Annotated in this window: 18 protein-coding genes and 2 pseudogenes; 3 read left to right on the forward strand and 17 right to left on the reverse strand. The window is 57.1% G+C overall.

Features of this window, described 5'->3' with window-relative positions; all coding sequences use genetic code 11:
- Positions 1 to 74: 74 nt before the first annotated feature.
- Positions 75 to 1,148, forward strand: coding sequence for a fatty acid desaturase (locus tag ACY4LX_RS02185; RefSeq protein ID WP_463259054.1), 1,074 nt, complete (start codon positions 75 to 77; stop codon positions 1,146 to 1,148).
- A gap of 318 nt (positions 1,149 to 1,466) precedes the next feature.
- Here the strand turns inward: ACY4LX_RS02185 and ACY4LX_RS02190 are convergent, their stop codons facing one another.
- The 15 genes and pseudogenes from ACY4LX_RS02190 to ACY4LX_RS02260 all read right to left on the reverse strand — a co-directional run bounded on the left by ACY4LX_RS02190 (position 1,467) and on the right by ACY4LX_RS02260 (position 21,157).
- Positions 1,467 to 2,498, reverse strand: a complete 1,032-nt coding sequence (locus ACY4LX_RS02190; protein ID WP_463259055.1) for an IS110 family RNA-guided transposase — start codon at positions 2,496 to 2,498, stop codon at positions 1,467 to 1,469.
- A gap of 148 nt (positions 2,499 to 2,646) precedes the next feature.
- Positions 2,647 to 3,771: pseudogene (locus ACY4LX_RS02195) on the reverse strand (sulfatase-like hydrolase/transferase); the annotation flags it as partial.
- A 124-nt stretch (positions 3,772 to 3,895) separates the two neighbouring features.
- Complete coding sequence (locus ACY4LX_RS02200; protein ID WP_463259056.1) at positions 3,896 to 5,026, reverse strand: hypothetical protein; 1,131 nt, start codon at positions 5,024 to 5,026, stop codon at positions 3,896 to 3,898.
- On the reverse strand, positions 5,019 to 8,699 hold the full coding sequence (locus ACY4LX_RS02205; protein ID WP_463259057.1) for a toxin VasX: 3,681 nt from the start codon (positions 8,697 to 8,699) through the stop codon (positions 5,019 to 5,021). Before ACY4LX_RS02205 ends, ACY4LX_RS02200 begins: the two co-directional genes overlap by 8 nt.
- The gene (locus tag ACY4LX_RS02210; protein WP_463259058.1) at positions 8,696 to 9,595 is read right to left on the reverse strand and encodes a DUF4123 domain-containing protein; all 900 of its coding nucleotides are present in this window, start codon (positions 9,593 to 9,595) and stop codon (positions 8,696 to 8,698) included. Before ACY4LX_RS02210 ends, ACY4LX_RS02205 begins: the two co-directional genes overlap by 4 nt.
- Positions 9,582 to 11,630 (reverse strand): type VI secretion system Vgr family protein, encoded by a 2,049-nt coding sequence (locus ACY4LX_RS02215; protein WP_463259059.1) that lies wholly within the window; start codon positions 11,628 to 11,630, stop codon positions 9,582 to 9,584. The genes ACY4LX_RS02210 and ACY4LX_RS02215 overlap by 14 nt, the downstream gene beginning before the upstream one ends.
- 131 nt (positions 11,631 to 11,761) lie before the next feature.
- The gene (locus tag ACY4LX_RS02220; protein WP_054051032.1) at positions 11,762 to 12,277 is read right to left on the reverse strand and encodes an Hcp family type VI secretion system effector; all 516 of its coding nucleotides are present in this window, start codon (positions 12,275 to 12,277) and stop codon (positions 11,762 to 11,764) included.
- A 413-nt stretch (positions 12,278 to 12,690) separates the two neighbouring features.
- Positions 12,691 to 13,134 (reverse strand): hypothetical protein, encoded by a 444-nt coding sequence (locus ACY4LX_RS02225; protein WP_463259060.1) that lies wholly within the window; start codon positions 13,132 to 13,134, stop codon positions 12,691 to 12,693.
- Positions 13,106 to 13,546: a hypothetical protein gene (locus tag ACY4LX_RS02230; RefSeq protein WP_463259061.1), complete on the reverse strand. Its 441-nt coding sequence runs from the start codon at positions 13,544 to 13,546 to the stop codon at positions 13,106 to 13,108. The genes ACY4LX_RS02225 and ACY4LX_RS02230 overlap by 29 nt, the downstream gene beginning before the upstream one ends.
- A 92-nt stretch (positions 13,547 to 13,638) precedes the next feature.
- On the reverse strand, positions 13,639 to 15,147 hold the full coding sequence (locus ACY4LX_RS02235) for a hypothetical protein (protein WP_463259062.1): 1,509 nt from the start codon (positions 15,145 to 15,147) through the stop codon (positions 13,639 to 13,641).
- Positions 15,140 to 16,864, reverse strand: a complete 1,725-nt coding sequence (locus tag ACY4LX_RS02240; RefSeq protein ID WP_463260557.1) for a site-specific integrase — start codon at positions 16,862 to 16,864, stop codon at positions 15,140 to 15,142. Before ACY4LX_RS02240 ends, ACY4LX_RS02235 begins: the two co-directional genes overlap by 8 nt.
- Complete coding sequence (locus tag ACY4LX_RS02245; protein WP_463259063.1) at positions 16,857 to 17,507, reverse strand: site-specific integrase; 651 nt, start codon at positions 17,505 to 17,507, stop codon at positions 16,857 to 16,859. The genes ACY4LX_RS02240 and ACY4LX_RS02245 overlap by 8 nt, the downstream gene beginning before the upstream one ends.
- Before the next feature lie 712 nt (positions 17,508 to 18,219).
- Positions 18,220 to 18,732: pseudogene (locus ACY4LX_RS02250) on the reverse strand (sulfatase-like hydrolase/transferase); the annotation flags it as partial.
- 14 nt (positions 18,733 to 18,746) lie between these two features.
- The gene (locus ACY4LX_RS02255; RefSeq protein ID WP_463259064.1) at positions 18,747 to 19,562 is read right to left on the reverse strand and encodes an ABC transporter ATP-binding protein; all 816 of its coding nucleotides are present in this window, start codon (positions 19,560 to 19,562) and stop codon (positions 18,747 to 18,749) included.
- Complete coding sequence (locus tag ACY4LX_RS02260) at positions 19,559 to 21,157, reverse strand: ABC transporter permease (protein ID WP_463259065.1); 1,599 nt, start codon at positions 21,155 to 21,157, stop codon at positions 19,559 to 19,561. The genes ACY4LX_RS02255 and ACY4LX_RS02260 overlap by 4 nt, the downstream gene beginning before the upstream one ends.
- 383 nt (positions 21,158 to 21,540) lie before the next feature.
- On the opposite strand from ACY4LX_RS02260, the gene ACY4LX_RS02265 reads away from it, so the two are divergent.
- Complete coding sequence (locus ACY4LX_RS02265) at positions 21,541 to 22,554, forward strand: ABC transporter substrate-binding protein (protein WP_463259066.1); 1,014 nt, start codon at positions 21,541 to 21,543, stop codon at positions 22,552 to 22,554.
- 149 nt (positions 22,555 to 22,703) lie between these two features.
- Here the strand turns inward: ACY4LX_RS02265 and ACY4LX_RS02270 are convergent, their stop codons facing one another.
- Positions 22,704 to 23,624, reverse strand: coding sequence for a LysR family transcriptional regulator (locus ACY4LX_RS02270; protein WP_463259067.1), 921 nt, complete (start codon positions 23,622 to 23,624; stop codon positions 22,704 to 22,706).
- A gap of 183 nt (positions 23,625 to 23,807) precedes the next feature.
- On the opposite strand from ACY4LX_RS02270, the gene ACY4LX_RS02275 reads away from it, so the two are divergent.
- Positions 23,808 to 24,713: a TauD/TfdA dioxygenase family protein gene (locus ACY4LX_RS02275; RefSeq protein ID WP_149658997.1), complete on the forward strand. Its 906-nt coding sequence runs from the start codon at positions 23,808 to 23,810 to the stop codon at positions 24,711 to 24,713.
- A 116-nt stretch (positions 24,714 to 24,829) separates the two neighbouring features.
- Here ACY4LX_RS02275 and ACY4LX_RS02280 read toward each other — a convergent pair whose 3' ends face one another.
- Positions 24,830 to 26,446 (reverse strand): alkaline phosphatase family protein, encoded by a 1,617-nt coding sequence (locus ACY4LX_RS02280; protein WP_463259068.1) that lies wholly within the window; start codon positions 26,444 to 26,446, stop codon positions 24,830 to 24,832.
- Between the last annotated feature and the right edge of the window lie 28 nt (positions 26,447 to 26,474).

Genomic DNA, 26,474 nt, shown 5'->3' on the forward strand with positions numbered 1-26,474 from the left:
TTGGCGTTCACGGCTACCGTCTTGTGGGGCATCACAAGGCAGGATGTGACCATCAATAACCAGAGGATGGAAGCATGGACGGTACTTCTGCAAGTCCCCAGCGACTGAATGCAGCCCAACGATCAGCCCATATTCGCGAAGTGGTGCTGGCCAGAGGCGTTGAACTGCGAAAACGCTACCCGATTCTCAACCATCAAGACGCCTTGGGCGCCGGTATTCTGGCCTTCGCCCTGGCCGGGATGATCGGTTCGGCGGCGCTCTACATCACCGGGCACATGGCCGGGTGGGTGTGCTTGCTGCTCAATGCGTTTTTCGCCTCGTTGACCCACGAACTGGAACACGACCTGATCCACAGCATGTACTTCCGCAAACAACGCGTGCCGCACAACCTGATGATGGGCCTGGTCTGGCTGGCGCGGCCGAGCACGATCAACCCGTGGATTCGCCGCCATCTGCACCTCAACCACCACAAGGTCTCCGGCACCGAAACCGACATGGAAGAACGGGCGATCACCAACGGCGAGCCCTGGGGCATCGCGCGGTTGCTGATGGTTGGCGATAACGTGATGTCCGCGTTTATCCGCATGCTGCGGGCCAAGACCTGGGCGCACAAGTTCAGCATCATCAAGCGCACGTTGAAGGTCTATGCGCCGCTGGCGCTGGTGCATTGGGGCGCGTGGTATGTGTTTCTCGGCTTCCATGCCGCCAATGGCATCGCGTACCTGATGGGCACGTCGATTGAATGGTCGGCGACCACGTTGTCGGTGATGCAGGTGATCGACATCGCGGCGGTGGTGATCATCGGGCCGAACGTGTTGCGCACTTTCTGCCTGCACTTTGTCAGCTCGAACATGCATTACTACGGTGATGTGGAATTGGGCAATGTGATCCAGCAAACCCAGGTGCTGAACCCGTGGTGGATGTGGCCGATGCAGGCGTTCTGCTTCAACTTCGGCAGCAGCCACGGGATTCATCATTTTGTGGTGAAGGAGCCGTTCTACATCCGCCAGATGACCGTGCCGGTGGCGCATAAGGTCATGCGCGAGATGGGGGTGAGGTTCAATGATTTCGGGACGTTTGGGCGGGCGAATCGGTTTGTGCGCAAGGAGGAAGTTCAGGGGCAACCGGTAGAAGGTGTGCGGGTGTGATGATCGTTCCCACGCTCTGCGTGGGAATGCCTCACCGGACGCTCTGCGTCCGTATATGGACTCCTCCTCGTTGGGAAGCTTCCTTCTCTTTGGCGCCCGTGCCGACTGCACACGTATATTCGGCCTCTGGATACAGCATCGTTTCGATGCAGGGCCATGATGGGCTATTCGCGCGCCGGCTCCCAATCGCTTCTACGTGCTTCGCGCACTTGGACGCTTGAGGGGTTTGCCGACGCCGGTTCGACCGGTTTGCCATCGTTAGGGTTGCTTCGCAATCGTGGTAGGCAGTTTTTACTCGTTGGCGTTTAAGTCTGTGGGTCAGGCTGCGGCCCTGTCCGGTTGGTAATCAGTGTCATTGCGCAGCATTGCCCAAGCCATGCGTGCAGTTTTGTTGGCCAGCGCGATAGCGGCCACATTGGGATGTGATCGCTCGGCCAAACGGACGGCCCACTGGCTGAGCCGGTCGTCTTTGGATTTGGCCGTGCGCAGTGCTGATCGAGCACCATGGACCATCAACGTTCGCAAATAGGCATCTCCTCGTTTGCTTATGCCAAGTAATCGGTCCTTTCCGCCAGAACTGTGTTGTCTGGGTGTCAGCCCTAGTGAGGCCGCCAATTGTCGGCCATTGGCAAACTGGCGGGCATCACCGATAGCGGCGATGAGCGCGGTAGCGATCATTGGGCCTACACCGCGTAACTGCTGCAAGCGGACGGCCGTTGGTTCACTTGCCGCGATTGCAGATATCTCGCCATTGAGTTCGCTCACGCGCTCGTCAAGTGCGCGTAGGTCGTCCCACAAGCCATTCAGCAGACGACGAAAGCGTGCCGTCAAACCGTTATCTGCATCTTCCAGCCAGCAAGGTATTGCGCGACGCAGCATCAGTAATTCCTTCGGCGCAACGAGGCCGTACTCGGCGATCAGCCCACGAATCTGATTGGCTTTGGCCGTGCGCTGTTCGATTAAGCCGGCCCGGATGCGATGCGTCGCCTGAATATCCTGTTGTTCGATGGTCTTGACGGCGACGAAGCGCATGCTGGGGCGGCTCATGGCTTCGCAGATCGCCTCGGCATCGTTGGCGTCGTTCTTGTTGCTCTTGACGTACGGTTTGACGAACTGCGGCGCGATCAGCTTCACCCGAAATCCGCGTGCTTGTAGTTGCCGCGCCCAATGGTGCGCACCACCGCAACTTTCCATGCCGATCTCACAGCCGGTTTCGATCTTTTCCAGCACCGTTTGCAGCCAGCGATCGCGCGATAAACGCTGCCGCCAGACGGGTAGCTCATGACAATCCACGCCGTGGATCTGAAACACGTTCTTGGCCAGGTCGACCCCAATTCGCATAAGCTTCATGTGTGGACTCCTTCTCACCGTTGACTGTGGTTCGCACTTTCAGTCTGGCACTCAAGATGCCGAAGTGAGGAGGAGTCCATCCCATTGCTTCTGGGACGCGGAGCGTCCCTGGCTGCATTCCTTTGCTGCGCGTGGGAACGATCGGTGGTTAGTCGGGCTGAAACGGCGACTCACTCAAGATCACCCCGGTTTCATCCACATACCGCTGCCAATGCTCAATCAGCGCAGCCAGTTTGTCCGGCTGCAACAGCGCCAAATCATGAATCTCCCCCGGATCACTCCCCAGATCATAAAGCTGCCAGGTCGCCGGCCCCACCGGCCCGGGGATGTACACCGCTTTCCACTGCCCCTGCCGAATCGCCCGGCGCCCGAACAATTCCCACCCGGTCACCGTGTGTTCGTCATGCACTTGCGCCGTTTCACCGGACAGAAACCCCAGCCACGATTTTCCTCGCAGTGGCGCCACGTCCTTGCCACGCCAACGCTTGCCGGGATGGCGCACGCCGGCCAGGTCGAGAATCGTTGGCGTGATGTCCATCACCGTGCCAAACCCATGGCTGATCTGTCCCTTGAGCGGCAGTTGCGGGTAGTGCACCAGCGCCGGCACACGAATCCCGCCTTCAGTGGTGAAGGCCTTGAACAGCCGTGACGGTGCGGTCGCGACCTGGGCCCAACTCGGTCCGTACCAGACGTAGGAGTTGGCACGGCCAATGTTCTCCAGGCTGTTGTCGTAGTGCTGGTTCAGATAGGTCAGCAGCTCAGGACCGAATTTCGGAAAGGCTTCCAGCAATGCGCCTTCAGCGCCGTTATCGGACATGAACAGGATGAAGGTGTTGTCCAGTTGCCCCTGTTTGCGCAGGTAATCGACCACGCGACCGATGTTCCAGTCCATGCGCTCGACCATCGCCGCGTAAACCTCCATGGCCCGGGCGGACACCTGGCGTTGTTCTTCGCTCAAGGCATCCCATTGGGCGGTGAGCTGGATCAGCGGATGAGGTTCGACATCGGCGTCGATCAACCCCAATGCCTTGAGTTTTTCCAGTCGCTCCAACCGCAGCACTTCGGGACCCGCGTCATAACGACCACGGTATTTTTCAACCACATCGGCCGGAGCCTGCAACGGCCAGTGCGGCGCGGAAAACGGCAGATAGGCAAAGAATGGCCGGGTCTGATCACGTTCCTTGAGGTACTGCAAAAGCTTGTCGCCAAAGGCGTCGGAGGAATAGAAATCCTTCGGCAGTTCTTCGACAAAGGTGTCGTCGATGTAAGGGTAAGTTGGCTGCCTATGGACGTCGGAAAACCCTTATTGTAAAAAGTGATAAACCGATCGCGGCACGTCCATTGGTGTCAATATTTTGGTTTATGAAACACTTGATATGTCCATAGTGTATCAATCATCACCCACTTTTTTTCTCACTAGTTTCTTTTTGGTAAACCTCTGCAAAAATTTCAGTGATTAAGCGCGTCGGTTTTTGTTTTTTCATTTCTTTGACCTGATTACTCAGGCGTTTTAAATCATCACTGGGTTTTGCACATTGCTCCCCAGGTAGTGACTCAGACCATGAACGCATGGCCTCAGGCAAAGCTTTGCGCCCGACTTTTGCAATTCGGCGACTTTCCCATTCGACAATTAGATTGGGTAAGGTCCAGAACGTCATGACGTGGAAGAGATACCAGAAGAACCCGTGAATCCAGCCCACTTCCTTTTCGCGAATCCTGCGATGCAGCCGGGCTCGTGCATTTCGGAAGGTGTGCATCCCTTCGTGGGGTGGATCATTGGGGCCTTGCAAGTCCATGGGGGCTTGAATGCTTTTAAGATCGTTGACCTCATACTCCATGTAGGCGCGCACGGCTTCCCAATGAGCGATTGCCAATGGCAGACCACCGCAGACGAACTCAAGGCTGACCCTCTTACCAGCCTGCTCGAATCCCATGCCCATCCCGTACTGTCGTCGGACGCCATATTGTGTGGCTCCTTGCGCCTCAATCACCCAAGCGGAGAGTGACTCCCAAGGTACGAAAACCGGTGTTTCCGCGTCCGTGGGCATGAAACAGACTTCCCGGCGCTGGCGGTTGAAGCGGGTCGGGATGACGGTTGTGTATTTTTTGTGGTTATAAAACCACACGATAAGGCCAGTACCGAGTCCCACAAAAAACAACCAGATCGCTGATCCCCGGGCAGCGAAATAAAGGTCTGAGCTGAACTCCAGAACTTCGGTCAACCCATAGCCACTTGATGCGAGGATCAGGCCAGCCACTAACGGAATTCCCAAGGCGATCAAAAGCGCAGCAGTGAACGGTGCTCCCAACGTCAATTGCCATGAGAACACTTGGGGTTTGCCACCGCCGAAGTCCAGGTACGTATCGTTCAGATCGCTTATATAAGGACTGTGTGGTGATGCGTCGGTGGGCAATGGCAGCGGTGCCAGGTAAGTCGTGGTGCCAGTTGCAAATTGCTCCACGTCCCCGGCGCGATGACCCGTCGTAGCAGCAGGCTCTATCAATTCGACATCAAGGGTTTTAGGCATGCGAAGCGATTTCCAGCATCAATGGTTCTACCGATAGCAATGGCGCGTGGGGTTGTGGCGCAACCAGGTTGATTGCAGGAAAAGCGCCAGTGCCCCTCGGGTCTAGACGGATGTTGTAGTTACGCTGCTGCATCTGTCCATTGGCACCGGTGTTGAGGATGGATACAACCAGCAGCATTTCCTCCCGTGATCTACCCACCATCTGATTATCAACTTGCGGATAGTTGACGCAAATGACTATTTGGTCCCCATCTATTCGGCGAAGTCCCGCTTCGACAGGTTCACTCAGGATTTCCCAACGTTCGGTTGTCATGGCCCGTTCGTAAGTGATCGTATTGATGCGATACGCCCCGATTTTCAGTTGATGACTTGCATTGCCCACGAGTGGCGGTTGGAACGAACTTACATCAAGCCCTGGCAGCAGCAAGTGAATGTCACCGATCTTCGCTCTGTACAGCAGGTTTTTCCACCAGGAATCGTATTCGATGCGACCGACTTGAACAGACGGTGCCTGCATTATTTCGGTCAGCGAGCGTTGATACGTTGCAAGATCCGAGTAGGTGCGATTGCTCGCATCTTTTCCCCACGGCGTACTTTGCAGCCATCGATCATGGGCACTGATGTTGTAGTAGTTGTAGGCATAGTTTCCACCCAGCTCCAACGCTGTAAAAATTGCACCCGCTAGGTTCGCCCGAAAAAATACGCTCGATAATCGAGCGCCCGATGCTGCCCATGCCGCCGCTCTGACAGCACCCTGTTCGGCAGCCATCACGGTGTAGCTCGCCTGGAGAGTACTGCCCACGCCATATAAGTTGCTGGACAGCAGCCCCGCAGAGCCTGCCATAGACATGATCGCGCCGGTTTGGGCGCCTTTATTTCCGCTGCGAACGGCTTGCTCCCAACTGCTTTGATAACTCTTGAGGCTTACACCCGCAGCGTATGCGCCGAGTAGGTAGGTCATCGCACCCAAACCGAGATGTAACTTGCCCATCTGGACATGCAGATGTTCTATCGCATGATTCTGCAATCCCTTTTCAAGTAGGGTGCTTCGCGCGGTGAGCGCCGTATCGAATATTCCCTGGGCTGCGGCAAAACCGGCCGCACCTGTGGCGGCTGCGGCATTGATTACGGGTGTCAGGAGCCGTTTGTCCTTGGTCTGGTTAGCTGTCTCTATCAGTACTTGCCGGAAATTCAGTGCCTGCACGACGAATAGCAGCAATGCTGCGCCATCGCCCATTAAGTTCTGTTTCGGTGCAGCCTTTACGCCGTTGCGGAAGTTGCTCATCAAACCGGATATTTCCTGGTGTTGAGCCGCGGGGAAGACAACAGTAATGCCTGCTCGTACCGGTGTCGCCCCATACAGACGGACACTGTTGTCCGCAACCTCGCCGATTGGACTGAGCCCTCCCGCCAGTCGAGTTTGCGTGATGCTCAGCTCCTTGCGAGCCATGACTATTTCAGACTGCAGTTGCACGGCTTTTGGCGATTTATGGCCGTAGGCCCGTTTGGCCGCATCACGCTTGCGATTTAGCGTCTTCAGGTGCGCCTGCTCATCAAGCAGGTCGCTGAGCGTGGTTTTCAGTGCTGCTTTCTCGGCGTTCGAGGCAACGGTAAACGTTACGCCCTCGCGTTTTGCCGCATCCAGGATTCGTGTCGGTAAAGCTTTCGGTAATTGTCTGAACATTTGATCAAGATCCGGCATGGGCTGCCCTTTGAAAACTTTTTCAAAATCAGCCAAAACCTTTTCAACGCCGCGATTGAGTGCTGGATGCATGGTCTGCTGTGCTGCGTCGGCAACAGCCTGGGTGTCTTGCGGTAATTGATCGAGGGCCGGCAGTCGATGTTGTTCGATTTTTTTCAGGCTTCGGATGTACTCGGGCACGTTGTTGAATAACGTAATGCCCGCAGCCTGTGCAAAACCGTATTGAACCCAGACACCGGTGTGATCGCTGTAGGGCAATGTATGAAACATGGGACGGGTGAATTGCGGCTCTTTTTCCAGATACTTGAGTATCTGATCGCAAGCCTCGTCGCTTCGACAGATATCTTTCAGGCAAGCGTACTCTGTGGCGAAAGACTGGCCGACCTGCTTGGCATTCTGAGGGTCGTAATACCACGCACTTTTGTGAAACGTTCCGGCGCAAAAAACCGCTGTTCTGTCAGATGTAATCTGATCAAGTCGTGCGTTCCAACGCTTTATCGATGCTCGATGCTCGAACAGTGCGTTGTCCATAGCCTCTCGATCGATCAGGTCATTGATGCCACGTTGGCCAAACTTGGCACCGTTGAGCGCGTCCTTGATGTGGCCGTCCTGCTCTCTGCCGAGCTTGAGCAAGGTCTCGAAGTGTTTGTTCACGAAATCTTGCGGACACGCCTGGAAGTGCTCTCTGGTGTAGTAGCTGCGATCGGTGTTTTCGATCTCATTAGAGGCAACGACTTGGCCCGCCGCAGAGCCACCGTACATGGCTACGGTCGATGCGCGATCATTTGCCGCCTGTCGCAGCTCGGCCAGTTTCGGCGGTATCGGAGAGCCTTTTGCCGGAGTCATCAGCCCACCCTTGTTAAGGTAGTCGACGATGGCTTGACGTGTCGTGCCTTGCTCGGGCTCCTTCATTTTTTCCAGGTCAGCGAGCATCTGCTTAACAGCAGGGTCGTTACTTACTTCTGCCAACCCTCCGACATCACTCTGGGTGAGCTGGGTCAGCGATTCGATGTAGCAGGCCAGCAGATAGTCACGCTCGTTGGCGCGCTCCTGGTCTCCACCCTTGGCCCAGCTGTCCATCCATCCGGCGACCTGATCCTGGTAGTTGGCAAGGTCACGAAGCACGCCAATATGATCCTCCACGACCAGGTACAGTACGTCCTGCTGGTACTCCGGTTCGATGCAACTGCTCAGAGGGGTCATGGAAGACTCCCGAAAGCGAACGGGCATTTCCCAAAGGTAGGGAACGCGTTCCTCTTCCGGGTAATTGTAAACCTGCACCGTGGGAATGAACGTCGCCGTCTCTTCCGGTTCATTTCGTTGGCGTCGCTCAGCGTTCTTGGCATCTTCTATTGCTTTCGACTCGGCTTCGTCCTTGGCGATTTCTTCGTTGCGAAGACGAACGGTCGCGATCTCGGCGACCCAGCGCTCGGCCTGGGCTGGTGTCAATAAGTGCAGGCCGCCGGTCTCACAGTTGGCCTTGCTGAGTTCGATGGCCTGCATAAAGTGATTGCGTTCGGATTTGCTCTTGAGAACCTGGCGGCATTTTTTTGCGGTCCATTGAACCTCAGAGTAATTGGCGTAAAGGGTGCTGCGTGTCGAGTAAACCAAAACGGGTTTCTTGATCGGTTTATCCCGGGCGTCACTTTGAACGTCTGTACCCTGCCAAAGCATCTCGCTGACCACCCCATCGACGATCCGGTATTCCGAAAGCTCACCGTTCTGACTGTCGATTACATAGAGCCAGCCATCACGTAGCAGGCGGATGCCCAGAGGTCGGGTAGCTAATTTGTAAGGAACCGAAATTTCACCCGATGGATCCAGCGCTTTTTCATCCACCAATCCATAACGCAAAGGCACCAGTTGGATTTTGCCCTTCATCAGCCAGCAAGCTCCCGTCGAGCATTTGGCGTCGTCGCGACTGACGCTGACGTTATTGGGGTCTTTTCCTTGAGCTTTCGAGGTCGTCATGCCGGGTTCCTTTGCAGGCTTTCTGCCCTGTCCTTGGCGATGCTGGCTACGTGTTCCAGTCGTTGTGTGGGTGTTCGCTCTGAGGTCGTTTCAAGCAAAACGTCGAGATCCCTGTGATCCGCCAGTGCCGTTATCCCGAGAAAACCGTGAATGTTGGCGTATAGCGTGATGTCGAGCTCGCTGCAAAACCCTCGCTTATAAGATTGGTTCGCGAGTTCATTGAGATATTTCCAACGCTCCAGGGGTTGCAGCTGTGACTGGAAAACCGGGAAGTATTCCTCCATATGCCGGTCAAGACGCATGACAACGGATCTGAAATTGACCTCATCCAGCAGGTCGATTTGCACAGTGCTCAGTCGGTACTGTTTGGCGTACGAGTTGACGTAAGCTTTTGCAGGACGAGGGTGGTGGTGCCAGCATCCCAGAGCCGCGTCGGCGGTCAGAATTTGGTGGCTAGGCCCCCACATTGTTGGGTCTTCCAGGTTAGTTGCGTGCATAAGCAAGGCGTGCATGACGGCAGGGTCTGCCAAGCGAAGCAGCACCTCGGTGCCTTGCGGATGCTCCACGCAGGTCAGCCAGCGACAGTGATCCAGCAGTGCGCTCCAGGGTTGATCACTGAAAAGCAGATAGCCCCATTCCTTGTCGGCATGCGCTAGAAACTGCTGGAGAATTGGGTCGCGCTGGTCTTTTACGCGAATCAGGCAGGGCGAAAGGTCGCTCAGTGCAGACCAGCGAGTGCCCAGGTACAGCGGCTCGAAGTCGGGGCTGTTTGACCAGGTGTACAACTGTCTGGGTAACTTTTCGACGCTGACGCCGTCCAGCAGCAAGGCGGCAGTTTTATCCCACGGTAAGTCATGAGGCAGACAGTCTGCCAAAGTCAGGTCAGACGTCAGCATTCAAGGCCTCCTGTCGTGCTTTCTCGCAAATAGCGCATATGGGTTTCTTCTGCATCAACGCCTGCCGTTGCGCCGGTACCAATACTTGCCCGGCCTTATCTGCATCCGCTTGCTTCAGCACGCCCGGAATCAGGGGGGCGGCGCCGGTGCCGCTCCCCGGGCTCCCCCCGGAGTTCATATTGATCACCGGCCCACTCATCGTCACGCCACCAGCATCAATCTTGATAAAGCTGCCGCCGCCGATCAGGGTCAGCTCTGCGCCTGCTTCCATCACCACTTTCATGCCGCTGCTGAGGTGGATTTCCTGGCCGGCGTCGATGAATTGGCCGGTGCCGATCTTGATGTGCTGGTTCACGCCCACGGTCAGGTGGTCGTTGGCGCGGGCCTCGACTTTGCGGTCGGCGTAGACGGTGTGGTGTTCTTCGGCCTTGAATTCTGTGTAGCTGTTTTGCTCGACGGTGTCGTGGCGTTCGTTGCCGACGCGGATTTTCTGATCGTGCTCGATGTTTTCGTCCCAGTCGCGCTGGGCGTGCAGGTAGATCTGCTCCTGACCTTTCTTGTCTTCGATGCGCAGTTCGTTGTAACCGCCGCCCCCCATCGAGCTCAGGGTCTTGAAGGTGCTGCGGGTCTTGTTCGCCGGCAGCGCGTAGGGGACGGTGTTTTCCTTGTGGTACAGGCAGCCGCTGATCAGCGGTTGATCGGGGTCGCCTTCAAGGAACGTGACCAGCACTTCCATGCCGATGCGCGGGATGGCGATGCCGCCGTACTGGGCGCCGGCCCAGGCGGAGGAGACGCGTAGCCAGCAGCTGGTTTTGTCGTCGGCCTGGCCTTCGCGATCCCAGTGGAATTGCACTTTGACGCGGCCGTATGGGTCGCAGTGGATTTCTTCACCTTTGGGGCCGGTGACCACGGCGCTCTGGCTGCCGAGGATTCGCGGTTTTGGGTGGTTCAGCGGTGGCCGGTTCGGCACGTCCCACGGGGTGGCCTGGAAGTGGTTGCGATAGCCCTGGTGGAAGTCGTCTTTAAGGTTAGTGGTGCTGCTGGTGACCGACTCTTCCAGCACTTGCGGCTGTTTGCCTTCGTGGAGGACTTCGGTGAGTAGCCACAGGTCGTTCCACTTGGCTTTCGGGTGTTGGGTCAGGGCCAGGAAGTGGCCGCTGACCAGCAGCGGTTGATCGCTGCGGCCTTCGGCGAGCTGGAAGTCGCTGCGGTGGCGTTCGAGGGCGCGTTTGGCCAGGTGCTTGCCGCGTTCGCGGTCGATGAAGCGACCGGGGTAGTCGTAGTCTTCGAGGTCGGGCAGGGCATCACCACGGTTTTCGCTTTCGAGGGTCAGGCGTGGTTTTTCGAAGTCGTAGTCGCGGCGGGTGGTGCGGCTGGTGCGGGTTTCCAGGCGCAGGTCGAAGCGCTTGATCACCGGGTCGTTGGCGACCATGCCGGAGTCTTGCTGATAGGCCACGGGCGCGAGTTTCGGGAACACCGTCTGGTCATCGCCGAACACCAGTTTGTGGGCCGTGGCGCTGTGCTGGAAGTGGTAGTGGATACCTTCTTCCTCGCACAGGCGCTGGATGAAGTGCAGGTCCGATTCATCGTACTGAACGCAGTAAATACGCTCGGGATAGATCGACCCGACTTTGAATTCGTAGGCGTTGCTTTGGATACCGTGCTCTTCGAGGACCATGCCGACGATTTTCGGCACGCTGAGGTTCTGGAAGATGCGCTGGTTGATGCGGTGCGCCAGGTAGGACAGTTGCGGGCGCAGGGTCACCGCGTAGCGGGTCAGGCGTTTGCCGGAATCACCCTGGGCGGCGCGATAGATCTGGCCATGGATGCCGCTGCCATCGGGCGAGAGCTGCAAAAAGGCCGGTTTGTGCAGCAGCGTTTCGAGGTCCAGGGACGGCTGTTCACTGACCAGCTCCACCTCAAACACAAAGGGCTGGCTGATGGCTTCCCGGCCTTGCAGGGCAAGGACCTGCAGGTCGTTGGAAAGGCCTTCGATAGTCAGGGCAAAGTGAGTCTGATTGGCCGGCGCGAACATCCCTTGTTCCTCGTGCTGTGCTGCGGCGTAAACCAATACCCGATCAAAGGATCAGCAGACGCGAAATTCTGGAAAGGCGTAAACAACATCGACCAGCAGAGCTGGCCGATGCGTAAAGCGGTCAGCCGCGATTAAGCGACTGGTTGACGCCAGTCATCGGAACCCGAAGTACCGGATACTTCGTGGGTCCAGGTGATTTTACGGTAGGTGAACTGCACTTCTTCCAGGTGCGTGAAGTGGGAGTTCGACGGATCCTGGCAGTTGTGCATTTTGTTGTTGATGGCGACGATGATCGCGTCTTCCAGCTTGGTGGTGTAGTAGTGCTCTTGGGTCCCTTGGGCCGAAGTGCGGTACCACTGGATAACGATTTCGCTCATGCGCTCGCCGGAAGTCAGTGCGGCTTGCAGCAGTGGCGAAGCTTTGTCGTAGACCTTGGTGATCACAACTGGCTTGTGAACGCGCTGACCGGTTGGTTGGCCGGACTGTGGGTCACGCGGGATGATCACGTCGTGGCTGAACGCCTGAACCATGACCTGGTCTTCGTGACCTTCCTGGTAGGTGTTGCCAACGGAGTCAGCGGTGAATGCGCCAGCAGTGATCAGGCCTTGTTTTTCGCCAGTGACGGACATGTAGGCAGGTGTTGCCATGGGATGCTCTCCTTGCTTGATAAATAGAGGTGCCCGGAGGCGAAATCGCCCGGTGGGTGCCTGACTGTGATCAAGGAACGTGCCAGGTTTTGCGAAGTGCCCGGCATACGGGGGTTAAGCGGGTGCCGGAGGCTAAAGGTAGGATGTTTGTTCGTGGTTTGGGAGCAAAAGTGCGCAAGAAGTTGCGCAGTACTGCGCAACTTCTTGCGCACTTGGCTGCAGGCCACGACTGGCTTGGCCTGCAGCGATTTTAAGGCCGAAATATTATGAGCATGTGCGCAACTTCTTGCGCATCATGGCGATAAGGCACTATCGCCGCTTCCAATGCTAAGCATGTTAACCAAGCATGGTTGAGATTGAGGAAATAATCGAAAGAAACGATCAGTAGCGTCGACAGCTGCGCAGCATTTTTCCTACCCAAGTGGCACAACATTCGAACTTGGAAGCATCCGCTCAAGTTCGGCAACGCGATCAAGTAACTCAAGAATAGTCGCGTCAGCTTCTGTTAGCAGGCTGGCGAGGTGATCACGTTGCTGAATGACATTTTCCATACGCTCCCGAAGGCTGCGATTTTTTTTACGAGCTGAAACTCTTACTTGATGAGCTGACTCCGGTCGATTGTCAATATTGTCAGCGATGTACTTCTGGATTTCGGCGATGAGCGTAGGGAAGCGAGATTTTTTTAAAGCGGAAGGATCGCATCCGGCTTCCTTGGCCACATTGTTCTGACTGATTGGAGTGCCTTTTGGCAAGCGCTGTGGCTCATCATTTTTTAGCCGCTCAAACGCATCTCGGTAGAGATTGCAAGCGCTTAAACGGTGGGCGGGTTCAGCTGGTTGCTGCTTGATCGATGACATTACGATAGTTCTCTGCACTTCTTTTCTGAGCTTCCAATGATGCTCTCAAGGGGCTTCCGGTCGGGGCGCTGGCCATACGGTGCTCCAGAACGTCTTCTAGCTCCTGCACCACATTGAGTCGATCTCGATCATAAAGTACGTCTGCACACGGTCTGGCTTCCCCTGCGATATCGCCGCCGCCACAGTGGGCAATACTATCAATACCGCCGTACGGGCAAGGCTCACGGCTGGAGCACACGCCGAGTATTATTGGGCGATAAACGACAGCGCCTTTTTTAGCTAATTGGGTCATTTTCTCCATCTCACTGGGCAGAATCAGCCGAACGATCTCAGCCTTCCGCTTCTCGCCATGCGGACTGATAAAACGGTCGGAAACCAGTTGCTGTAGTTCTCGACCCAAGGTCTCGTACATAGTGCGGACGTATAGCGTACGGGCCTTTTCTTCCAGTCGAAGGTGCGAAAAATTTTGACCATAGTAAAAACTCATCGCGCGAGTGATGTGTTTCAACTGAAACTGTAAGGTGCATCGCTTACCAACCCTGAGGCTTGCATATTGACGGCACCTGTGCGGCGGAGTTGGTGCCATGCCAGTGGCCAGACCTCTCCTACAGCAAACTCCTCCGGTAACGTAGGGGTCACCAAACGCGCCAATTCCAGATCTCGAGGTGTGATCCGCAGCTGTTCAGGGTCGAAAAATTTGGGATTGGCAACGAGGGCTCTGAGGTAATTGACAATTGAGGGCCGAATGGCGCGGTTCATCGTTTTTCTGGTCGGTATCCAAGGCTCGCTGGTATAGGCGATGAGATAATGGTCTTCAGCAATCGGTGCAGACGTTTTGTGTGGGTCGTATGTGATCCCTTCGGCGCGAAGTTTCGCCACAGCGGCCATCGCATCCACCGCTACTTGCGCTGAAGGTGATGTGACCCAGAAGGTGTCGGAGTCTGCTTGAGTTTTGGTTGTTCGACCGCGTAATAAAGTGATGTCGCCGAAGCGAGGGTCTTTCTCTACCGTCAGGCAATTCGCGCGTAAATTCCAGCATTCTTCAACGCGCATAAGACTGAAGTTCAATAGGTAAGCCAGCCCTGCGCGGGTAACGACATTTAAATAGCTAGATAGTGTTTTTATGGTCAGTGCTGAACCTGGAGTTCCAGCCCAGCGTTCAAGAACGTCAGAAATACCAAATCGATCCGCGGTGTCGGCGAAGGGGCCGTAAAAACGGCGGTCAGAATATGCTCCATTGCAGCCATCTGCAGGCCATTGAAAGGGTGCAACGGCGGCGAATCGATCCTTGGGAGTCGCGAGTCGATTGTGATGATAGGCACTCAAACAGAACCTGAAGCACGCGTCGATTTTTCCCCGATGCACCAGGAACTCATCAAGGCATTCACGCAGACGGATGACTTGGTAGCGCCAAATACGCGGAGGTATGAAAGGCGTTTGGCGCGTCTCGTGATCCGGAAGCGCTGCCTCAAGCCGGGCCAGTGACTTTCGGTCGAGAATGGTGAAACCTAAAGTGTCTCGACGCTCATACAGCTCGTGCAGCAGCATCAGAAACTCTCTGGCTCGCGATGACTGCAACACTTCTGGAATCTGGTCCGCAATGCGCGGAAAACGGCTTAGGTCGGAGGCGAGAATCCCTTTTTCCGCGCAAAGCGCGAACAGTCGACGCATTTGATCGAAGCGGGTTTTAATCGTCCGATGCCCGCGAGCACCATTCGGGCCATACAGCCACCAGCCAATTATCACTCTCAAGAGGTTGGCGTTCTCGCTGTTGATGGGCGCGGCCATTTTTTTAATAGGGCCGTCACCAAAATTCAACGTCAGTGGCACCCCTGCCCATGGGTCTAACCGCCAGATCGGATCACCCCATCGGCTAACGACATTTCCATTGGCATCAATGACAACGGGCCAGTTGGCGTTCGGTGGCCAGCAGGGAGGACGATAGTTGAGGGCACCGGGTACCGCCAATACTGAGTCAATAGAAAGCCCCATCTTGGGTAACAGATTATCCATAAAGGTCTTCCTCGTGAATTTCGACCAGTCGAATGAAACCGTCCCAAGCAGGATGATAATCACCTTCTCTAATACGCGCCTGAGCCTCGGCAACCCAGCTCTTTCGCACTGAACTGCTATTCTCAAAAAACTTCAGCTTCTCTGTCAGCCTCTCAACAGTGATCAAGGCCGGCTGCTTAATGTGTACAGGTTTTACCGATGGTCGAAACCTCGATAACTCAAGCAGCTTGAGATGGCGAAAACTGCTTAGGGACCACACATGATCCCCACTCTCAATATCACGATGGTGCGTGCAGAACAGGCAGCCTGCAGCGTTTATGCAATCAGGTCTGGAAGCCTCGTCTGGGATGTCTGATACCGGTTCAGGGTCAGGATTTACACAGGAGCCTGGTCCAGGAGGTGAAATGACTGGGTCATTGTGCTGATGGAAACGAGTAATTTCTACCATCGCCAACTGCGGATGTGGATCAGCATATACCCGTATGAGTGTTTCGACTGAGTGCTGAGCTAGTTCTGCTGTTTGTTTCGGATTGAGGGTTTCTCGGAGCAACCAATTGACTCGTGCTCCTCGCAACTTTGCGGGGCGAACTATCTCGATGTTCAAGGACGCACACACACGTAGCAGGCAATTAAATTGAGGCGCCACACCGTCTAGGCGGCTGTTTCGAATGAGGGGGAACAATAAGGTGTCTGTGTCATCTGGAAACCAGGCATTGCGCCATTGCAAGTATCGCTCGAGCCAGACTCGATAATCTGAAAAAACTTCAAAAATGACTTCCCCGTGACGACGGTTTTTATAAGAGCGTACCTGATAACCATCAAGATGACTGGTGTAGTGGAATTGATCCATCCGCAGCGTATGTGCTTGTTGAAAGTTCATGCCCGTTTGAGCAATGAACATCAATAGTTCTGCCTCAATTCGCAAGTTCAGCACCCCTACGCGAGAGCGTTTCGAAGGTACCGCGTCTCCCTCAGTGTGACTGGGCAGAGCACTCTTCGCCAAATTCTCCACATGCTCTCCAATTGGTGCTACACGTGGCCGAGCCTTGAAGCCACACCACCGTTCCAATTTTTGCCCACTACGGAATGATACGGTGATCGGGATTGGTCCTCTCGTTGCTTCAAGTGTCAGAGAGTTACAGATATCAGCTAGGGCGTTGCCAAATGCAAAGCAATCTTGGAGATTTTGCTTGTCCACTTTTGATGTGTGTAGTTTCCCCTTGCCGCGTGGTTTTCTGATACGCGTCTCTTTGATCAAGCTGGCATGCCGATTCAAAACTTTATCGAAAAGCGTCGCCGTCACGCTAGCCATATCGTAAGCCGAGCGTTCGCTTATAGAACGTTCGATTCGGATGCGGTGCAATTGGAAGTCCGCCCATTGCAAGTATGTGTCGCTGATTGATCCAAGTGATAGTCCTAGCTTTTCCCTGTCCGCCCATGCGAAGAACCGTCGCAGGCACTGAATTTTGTTATCGACCGAAAATCGACTGCTACCTCTGGCGAGATCATCTACCAGGTTTGAATGTAATCGCCGTACTAACTCGATCCGATCCATCACTATATCGCCAACTTCCTGCTGAGCGATTTTGATCGCGGCTTTTTTTGTATACAGTGCAGCACCTCCAACGTAGAGAAGTGGTTTCAAATCCAATGGCGTCTCGGTCTTACCATAAGTTAGCATCGGAAACGAGAGATCAAGATCTGGCAGCTTAGTCATCATGGCTCGCCACCAACGCGGAGTGGAACCCAGTAAAAGAGGTCAAGAAACTTTCTGCCAGAGCTTGTTTGATCGGAGCTGCTTGGATGAACTTGATGTACTTAAATGTAGTCGCCTCGGAATTTTGGCCGTGCAGCAGTGCTTTCCCTACGACCGAAATCGCGATTGCGACATCGCTACACGCACTTAGGGCCAGGCGGGCTAATTCAGTCCCAAATGTGCAGCGAGATTGGTGAAAATGGAATGAGCGAAGAGCTGGGACACCAGCGGCGATCCCGTTTTTTCGAAAGGACAACATTTCTACGTTCACTGCTGATGATTGATCTGAACCCCTGCGACCATAGGAGTTTCCGAAGCGAGTTAGAAAGAGTAGGTCGCGATTCTCTGGTGTCGCGGCGGCTTCTCGTCTCATCCGTTCAAGAGTCTTGGCATACTCCAACAGCTCATCGCGCAGTGCTTCGGGTATCCAGACTTGTCCAGTGACATCGAACTTTGTGTGAACCGGCGGCGAAGCACCTGGCCCCAAAGTCATACGTAATAGTCCGTGGGCTGATGGGTCTGGAATTGCTCGTATCAGAGTTTCAATTTTCAGGTCGCAAATACTGCCAAGGCGCACTCCCGTAAAGAAACCCAAGGAGAGCATGAGGTACAACTCACTAGTAACCTCGGTTTTGGCACGGTGAGAATTGCGTCGCGATCAACCGCAGAGACCGGCAACAGCCCGTCTTCCAGTACCTCCCCGAGCCTAGCCCGATTAGGAATACCGATATCCGTGGTAACGCCATTTAAGGAGCGCTCGAAGCCCACCTGGTCAAAGTATGTGAGGAAGTATGGCTTATCACGCCATAGCGGCAGATCCGGGGATAGCAACCCCTTGGCTTTAATCCATCGATAAAACATGACGCTGTTGCGCATGTACTCTGATGCCGTGGATGGGCTGAGTTGACCTGAATCACGCATCTTGATTAGTGCGCCGCGATACCTCACCAAGCACCGATCAGCCTTTCGCACAGGGAAGGTGAGCCAATGCAGCTCGTGTTGTTCTAAAAAATTGGCGTAGTTCAGTAACCCGTTCATGTTGCTTGCAACGGTCCTCAGTGAAACATCACCGATGCTTACACGCTCTACTGCCCAAAGATTTGCTTCTCTCCAAGGTTTGCAGTCAGCCCAGAAGATCTGTGGCACCCCGTCTATAGCATGTCGGTTGATACTAGGCTGGTATCGGGGCTTGCCAGCGATTAGCTCAATGTAGTGTGGCACGTAGCGGATGTGTTCGAGCGTGGCCAACATGATCTCCAGCAAACAGATTAGATGTCCATACCGAAGCATGGTGTACCTTGGACGTCCTTGCCACTCAACTTACTCTTATCTTCGATGTACAGCGCTGGCGTGGATTTCAACAGCCCCGGCGTGTGTTCATCGTAGGTCGGCTCGAACCCGTAATGGTTGGCGGCGCCGGGCAGCAACGAGAACGAACGCTCGAAACCCCGTGCGTGCGGCGCCAGTTCAGCGGTCAGGCCCAGGTGCCATTTGCCGCTCATCAACGTCTGGTAACCGGCCTCGCGCAGCAACTCAGGCAACGCCACCACGCGGTCGTTGAGGTGACCCTCGTAACCCGGTTTGCCGATCAACTCCGGAGTCAGCGCTTCGGCCATGGTGCCGATGCCGGCGATGTGGTGGTCGGTGCCAGTCAGCAGCATCGAACGGGTCGGCGAACAGGTGGGTGCGGTGTGGAAATCGGTCAGGCGCAGGCCGTTGTTGGCCAGGGCATCGAGGTTCGGCGTGGCGATTTCACCACCGAACGCGCCGATATCGGAAAAGCCCAGGTCATCGGCCAGGATCACCAGAAAGTTGGGACGTTGCGGCATCAAAAATCTCCTGTTCAGCAGGCAATGAAGGACAGCGGCAGGTCACGGATCTGCACCGGCACGGTGGGTTGGTAGTGGTCGTCGCTGGTGAGTTCGTGCAGCAGCTCTTCGCGCAATTGGTGGAAGTCAAAACTGCTGCGCTGGCGCGGGTGGGGCAGGGCGATGTCGACCACTTGCTTGATGCGTCCGGGGCGCGGCTCCATCACCACCACGCGGTCGGCGAGGAAGATCGCTTCCTCGACGTCATGAGTCACGAGGATCGTGGTGATTTTTGCTCGACTGCGAATCGCCAGAAGCTCGTCCTGCATCTGCTGTCGGGTCAGAGCATCGAGGGCGCCGAAGGGTTCGTCCAGCAGCAGAATCCGTGGGCTGGCCACTAGGCCGCGCGCGATGGCGACTCGTTGCGCCATGCCGCCGGAGAGTTGATGCGGGTAGGCGCGGGTGAAGTCTTTGAGGCCCACCAGCTCGATGAAATCGTCGACGCGTTTTTGCTTTTGCTCGGCGCTCAAGGGTTCGTTGACCAGGCCCAGGCCGATGTTGTCGGCCACTGTCAGCCACGGGAACAATCGATGTTCCTGAAACACGATCCCGCGCTCGCCACCAATGCCGCTGACCGCTGTGCCGTCCACGGTAATCTGCCCGCGAAACTGCGTATCGAGCCCCACCAGCAGCCGCAGCAACGTCGATTTGCCGCAGCCGCTGGAGCCGACAATGGCGACGAATTCGCCCTCGGCAATTTCCAGGTTGAATTCGCGAATCGCCTCCAGTTCAAAGCCATCGACATCGAAGGATTTGCCCACGTGGTTGAAGCTGACAATCGGTGCGTTCATGCGTGTCTCCAGCGGGTCGCGCGGATTTCCAGGCGTTGGCCGATAAGGTTGAGCAGGGCGCCGGTCAGGCCCACCAGGAGCATGCCGGCCATGATCAGGTCCATGCGCAGCAGCTGTTGCGCGCCGATCATCTGGCTGCCGATGCCGCCATTGGACGGCATGAAATATTCGGCGCCGATGGTGCCGAGCCAGGCGTAGATCAGGCTCAGGCGCAGGCCGGCGAAAATCCCTGGCGCAGCACCGGGCAAGACCAGACGGCGCAGGCGCTGGCCGAGATTGAGGCGCAGCACTTGCGCCGCTTCATTGAGCTGCGGCGAGAGGTTGGCGACGCTGCGTTGGGTGGCGATGAACAGCGGGAAGAACGCGGCGAGGGCGACGAACACCCACTTGGCCAATTCCCCCAGGCCAAACCACGCGGTGAGCAGTGGCACCCAGGCGAAAATCGCGATCTGGCGGATCGCCGCGAGGGTCGGGCCGAGCACCCGTTCACTGGTGCGCGACAGCCCCAGCAGCAAGCCCAGTGCAAACCCGAGGCCGCCGCCCAGCAGCAGACCGCCGAGGGTGCGGCCCAGGCTCAGGGCCATGCCGCCGAGCAACGTGCCGTCGAGCAAACCGTGCCAGGTGGTTGCCAACACGGCCAATGGGCTGACCAGAATATTCGCGTCGATCCACTGCTGATCCGTGGTCACTTGCCACAACGCCAGCAGCGCCAGCGGCAACAGCCACGGCTGTACCCGCGGCCACCCGGCATAGCGCGGGCCGCGACGAATTTCGGCAGTGGCGGGATGCGGCCAGTGCACGAGTTTTTTATCCAGCAGACCGATGCCGCGATCCATCGCCACGCCAATCAAGCCAATCACCACGATCACCACGAACACGATGTCGAGCATGAACAACTGCCGCGCCCAGACCATCAGGTAGCCGATGCCTTCGCTGGAGGCCAGCAGTTCGACGGCCAGCAACGAGGTCCAACCGGCGGCCAATGCCAACCGTACGCCGGCCATGACGGCAGGGAGGGCGGCGGGCAGGATGAGGCGACGGATCAACAAGCGAGTGGGCAGGCGCAGCACGGCGGCGGCTTCGCGCAATTTGGGTTGGGCATCCCGCACGCCGACCAGCGTGTGCAGGGTCACCGGCACCACGATGGCTTTGACCAGCACCACCAGTTTCAGCACTTCACCGATGCCGAAAAACACCATGAACAATGGAATCCAGGCCAGGGTCGGCACTTGCGCCAACCCGGCGAACGTCGGGAATACCAGACGCTCCAGGCGCCGACTGAAACCCAGCGCCGCGCCGAGGATGGCGCCGGCGCTGACTCCGGCGAGCAAGCCCCAGAACAGGCGTTGCAGGCTGATCCACAGATGGCTCCACAACTCGCCCTGGGACAGTTCGACCGCGCTGCTCCACACCAGCGAGGGCGCCGGCAGGATCTGCTCGCTCATCCAGTGATTACGGCTGGCCAGCCACCAGAGGGCGAACAGACTGATGGGCAACAACCAGGGCAACAGGCGTTGGCTCAGGCTGGGCCAAAGTCGTCGACCGTTGAGCGGCGGGGCGGCCAGCGGCAGGCTGAGAAGGGAAACACGGGCCATGGATGACCTCCGTTTTTGACCTTTGTAGGAGCGAGGCTTGCCCGCGAAGGCGATGTCAGATCCAACATCAATGTTGGATCTGACGGCCTCTTCGCGGGCAAGCCTCGCTCCTACAAAGGATCGGTGTATGCGAAATCGATCTATAAAAAATTGAATCAATGCTATTGAGAGATAAGCCAAGCCATTTAAGGCTTCCAGCCCACACGCATCCAATGCATTTGAAGAATATTTTCGATGCTGTTTATGCATACCCGCCCAAGACACTCGCGTTGCCTGGCATAGATCTAAAAGCTATAAAAATGTGAATTTATAGTATTTAAGTGCTGGCCCCGATTCAGCCTACGTTCTGCTCCTCAACGCCATCGCCACCAGGAGCCGCACCCATGAATCGTCCCTTCAAACGTGTCATCAGTCTGTTCGCCATCCCGGCCCTGGCGGGGTTGCTAGCGTTTACCGCCCACGCCGATGAACTCAAGGAAATCAGGATCGCCGTGCCCGACCTCAGTGCCGGCACCCAGCACAGCGGCGGCGGCATAGCGGATGTATTGCGCGACCAGCAGATCTACGAAAAAGCCTTCGCCGATCAGGGCATCAAGATTCAGTGGAGCTTCTTCAAGGGCGCCGGTCCGGTGATCAACGAAGCGTTCGCCAACGGTCAGGTGGACCTGGCTTACCTCGGCGATTTGGCGGCGATCATCGGCAAGTCCAACGGTTTGGACACGCGGTTGCTCAGCGCCTCCGCGCGCGGGGTGAAACAGTATCTGGGCGTGGTGCCCGGTTCGGGGATCAAGACCCTGCAAGACCTCAAGGGCAAACGCGTGGCGATCTTCCGTGGCACCGCCACGCAGTTGTCGTTCGATGCGGCGCTGGCCAGCCAGGGTTTGAGCGAGAAGGACGTGAAGGTGATCAACCTGGACTTCAACGGTGCGGTGGCGGCGTTGGCGGCCAAGCAGATCGATGCGTCGTGGGGCAGCTCCGGGTTGACCGCGCTGCGGGCCAAGGGCTTGGCCGAGTTGCCGTTGAACACCAAAGATTTGGGCGGCGCCGGCAGTATCCAGAGTGTGCTGGTGGGCACCGGAAAGTTTGTCGACGAGCATCCCGACGTCGTCGCAAAACTGTTGAAAGCGCAGCAGCAAGCAGTGGAGTGGCTGACCCAGGACAGCAACAAGGACGCGTACATTCAGTTGGTGTCGGGGCTGGCGAGTTATCCACCGCTGATTCTTCAGCAGGATTTGCAGGATCAGAAATTGAGCGAAGTATTCCCCTCGACCCTGGACCCGGTATTCCTCGGGAAATTGCAGGATGCGGTGGATCTGGCTTCGCAACAGAAGCTGATTCGCAAGCCGTTCAAGGTGACGGATTGGGTGGTGCCGGAGTTGGCGGCTGCCAAGCTTTGATATGAACACCTGTGGCGAGGGAGCTTGCTCCCGTTCGGCTGCGTAGCAGTCGTATTCCGGTGATCGCTTTGCTTTGCGGGTCATCGCGTTGGCTGGTTTGGGACCGCTTCGCGGTCCAGCGGGAGCAAGCTCCCTCGCCACAAATGCATTCAAACCGCGACAGCGATCTGCTGTTTATCCACCGCCACCAACGTCTCGATCATCGCCCGCGCCGCCGGCGACAACCGGAACCCGGTGCGGCTGACAATCCCGCATCGCGCATTCATGCTCTCGACGTTCTGCGGCAAATTGCGCCAGTGCAGCAACACCAGCGAACCCTGGGCAATGTCCTCGACAAACGCCTCTTCGGTGCCAATGCCAATCGCATTCGACTGCAACACAATCTTCACCAGCGCCGGAAAGTGCTCGGTCTCGATGGTCGGTGAAAAATCCATCCGCCCACTGAGGTTCGCCAGCAGTTTGCGGATGCCCGGCGGGATCAATGTGGTCGCCAGCGGATAGTCGAACATGTCGTTGGTGGACAGGCTGTCCTTGACCAGCAGTGGATGCCCCGGCCGGCAGAAAAACACCCCGCGCTTGGGTGTCAGGGCCTGGGTCTGGAAGTTCGGGTCGGCCTCGAAATGACGGATGTCGGCGATGAAGAATTCGATCTCTTCCCGGGTCAATGCGCGGCTGAGTTTTTCCCAGTTATCCACCTGAAAACAGGTGCGCACTTTCGGGTGGGCGTTGATGAATTGCGCCACCGCATCCGGCACCAGTTTCACCGCCGGCGCCGGGCCGCAGCCGAAGCGCAGTTCGCCGGCGTCGAGCTTGGTCATCTGCGTCACTTCGGCGTTGAGCAACGCCGCGCCTTGCACCAGGGTCAGGGCATGTTGCAGCACCACCTGACCCTCGGGCGTGGGGCGCAGATCCTTGTTGCCTCGGTCCACCAGCACGCAACCGAATTCTTGCTCCAGCCCTTGGATACTGCGGCTGAACGCCGGTTGAGTGATGCCCATGGCGTCGGCCGCGCGGACAAAACTACGGTGCTCGTTAAGGGCGATGAAGTAGCGCAACTGGCGAAGATCCATATGCTTTTCCGGCATCCTAAAAATAGCTCGAAGGCATTTGCGACGAGGGTTGCTTGAGGTTTTAAATGCAAGCTCTTATTCCGTCAACGAAGCATGTGAATATCTATTAGACCTAAATTGAATATATATAGAGCAATGTTTAGTTGCCGTTCAACCGTCAGCAGTCCGATCGAGGGTCTACCCATGAGCAATGCCGCTTTAGCTGTAAAACCTGCTGTTCACGCGCTTGAAATCCATCCGGTGGCCGGTCGGATCGGCGCCGAGATCCGCGGCGTGCAACTTTCCGGTGAGCTGGACGCCGGCACCGTCGAAGCGATCCAGCAAGCGCTGGTGCAGTACAAAGTCGTGTTCTTCCGCGAGCAGACCCAACTCGACGATCAGAGCCAGGAAGCCTTCGCCCACTTGCTCGGCGAACCGGTGGCGCACCCGACCGTACCGGTGCGCGACGGCACCCGTTATCTGCTGGAACTGGACGGCGCTGAAGGCCAGCGCGCCAACTCCTGGCACACCGACGTAACCTTCGTCGACGCCTACCCGAAAGCCTCGATCCTGCGCTCGGTAGTGGCCCCGGCGTTCGGTGGCGACACCTTCTGGGCCAATACCGCCACCGCCTACAACGAACTGGCGCCGGAGCTGCGAGAACTGGCGGACAAACTCACCGCCGTGCACAGCAACGAATACGACTACGCCGGGGCCAAGCCCGACGTGTCGGCGGAGAAGCTGGAGCGCTACCGCAAGATCTTCACCTCCACCGTCTACGAAACCGAGCATCCGGTAGTGCGCGTGCACCCGATCAGCGGCGAGAAGAGCTTGCTGCTGGGGCACTTTGTGAAGCGCATCAAGGGCTACTCCCAAGCGGATTCGGCACATTTGTTTGGCCTGTTGCAAAGCCATGTCACGCGCCTGGAAAACACCGTGCGCTGGCGCTGGAAGGCGGGTGATGTGGCGATCTGGGATAACCGTTCGACCCAGCATTACGCGGTGGATGACTATGGGACGCAGGACCGGATCGTGCGGCGGGTGACGTTGAAGGGTGAAGTGCCGGTGGGCGTGGCGGGGCAGCGGAGTCAGACCATCAAAGGGATTTGAGGCCGAGCACCTACTCTGTGGCGAGGGAGCTTGCTCCCGCTGGGCCGCGAAGCGGCCCCAAAAAAAGGGACTGCTGCGCAGTCCAGCGGGAGCAAGCTCCCTCGCCACAATATGGGTTACCACACGCCGATCTGCACCAACTTCTCGATCTGCGGCTCGCCATACCGAAACCGCTGTCCGCGCAGATCAATCTCCTGATGACTGATGGTGGTGCGCCGTTTCAACCCGCGCACCCACTCAAACAGATACCCCGCATGCTCTTCGCGAACGGCGGCAAACGCCGGGTCCGCGCCCAGATCGCGCAACTCCTGCGGGTCATTCAGCAAATCAAACAGCTGCGGCCGAAACCCGTCATACGCCAGGTATTTCCAGCGCTCGCTGCGCACCATGGTCATGCGGCAACGGTCGATGGGTTGCGCCAGACGCTCCCGCGCCGGGGCCTGGAAGGCGTAGTCGTATTCGCTGATCGCATAGCGGCGCCAGTCGGTTTCCACGCCATGCAGCAACGGGATTAGCGAGCGTCCTTCGAGCCGGTGATCCGCGCTCGGCAAACCCAGTGCCTCAAGAAAGGTCGGCAGCGCATCAATGGTTTCCACCAGCCGATCGTCCACCGATCCCCGGGTGCCATCCGCCGCCGCTCGCGGGTCGCGCACGATCAACGGAATCCCCACGGCCGGTTCCAGCAAAAACTCTTTTTCCCCCAGGTAATGATCGCCGAGGAAGTCGCCGTGATCGCTGGTGAACACGATCAGCGTGTCGTCCCAGCGCCCGTTGCTCTGCAGAACATCAAACAATCGCCCGAGCTGATCATCGACCTGTTTGATCAGCCCCATGTAGGTTGGCACCACGTTCAACCGCACCTCATCCCGGGAGAAATTCAGGCTCTCTTCGTGTTGGCGAAACGCGTTGTACACCGGGTGATCGCTCTCCTCGCCAAGCGCTGCGCGCACCGGTTCAATCACCTGCGTGGCGCCATACAGCGCGTGATACGGCGCCGGGGCGATGTAGGGCCAGTGCGGTTTGATGTACGACAGGTGCAGGCACCACGGCTGCTCGCCTTGCTCGGCGATGAAGTCGATGGCGCGGTCGGTGGTGTAGACGGTTTCCGAATGCTGCTCGGGGACGCGTGCGGGGAGATGGGCGTTGCGCATTTTCCAGCCGCTGAGGATTTCGCCCTTGGCGCCTTCGGCGGCGTTGGCCCAGTCGTGCCACGGATTACGACCGTCGAAACCGTGGTCGCGCAGGTAATGGGTGTAGGGCGCGGACTCGCGTTTGTCGTCGAACAGCGGGTCGTCGGGGAAGATGCCGTCGTGGCGGAAAAAGGCTTCGAAACCCACCTCGTTCAACACGTCGGCCTGCTCGCTGGAAGGATCGATCGCCAGCCGTTGCAAGGCATCCAGATTAGGCGTGGCGTGGGTCTTGCCCACCAGCGCGGTGCGGATGCCATGCGGGCGCAGATAGTCACCGATGGTCAGTTCTTCCAGGGGCAACGGCACGGCGTTCCACGCCACTTGATGGCTGCTGACATAGCGCCCGGTGTAGGCCGACATCCGCGACGGCCCGCAGATAGTGCCTTGGGTGTAGGCGCGGCTGAAACGCACGCCGGCGGCGGCCAGGCGATCGATATTCGGCGTGTGCAAATGCGGGTGGCCGTAGCACGACAGGTAATCGCGGCGCAGTTGATCGCACATGATGTACAGCACGTTGCGCACGGGGTTTTGGGTGTTGGGCATGGGGTTCACCGATCGGAAGACAGGCGAG

This window comes from Pseudomonas sp. Emmai, assembly GCF_055179735.1.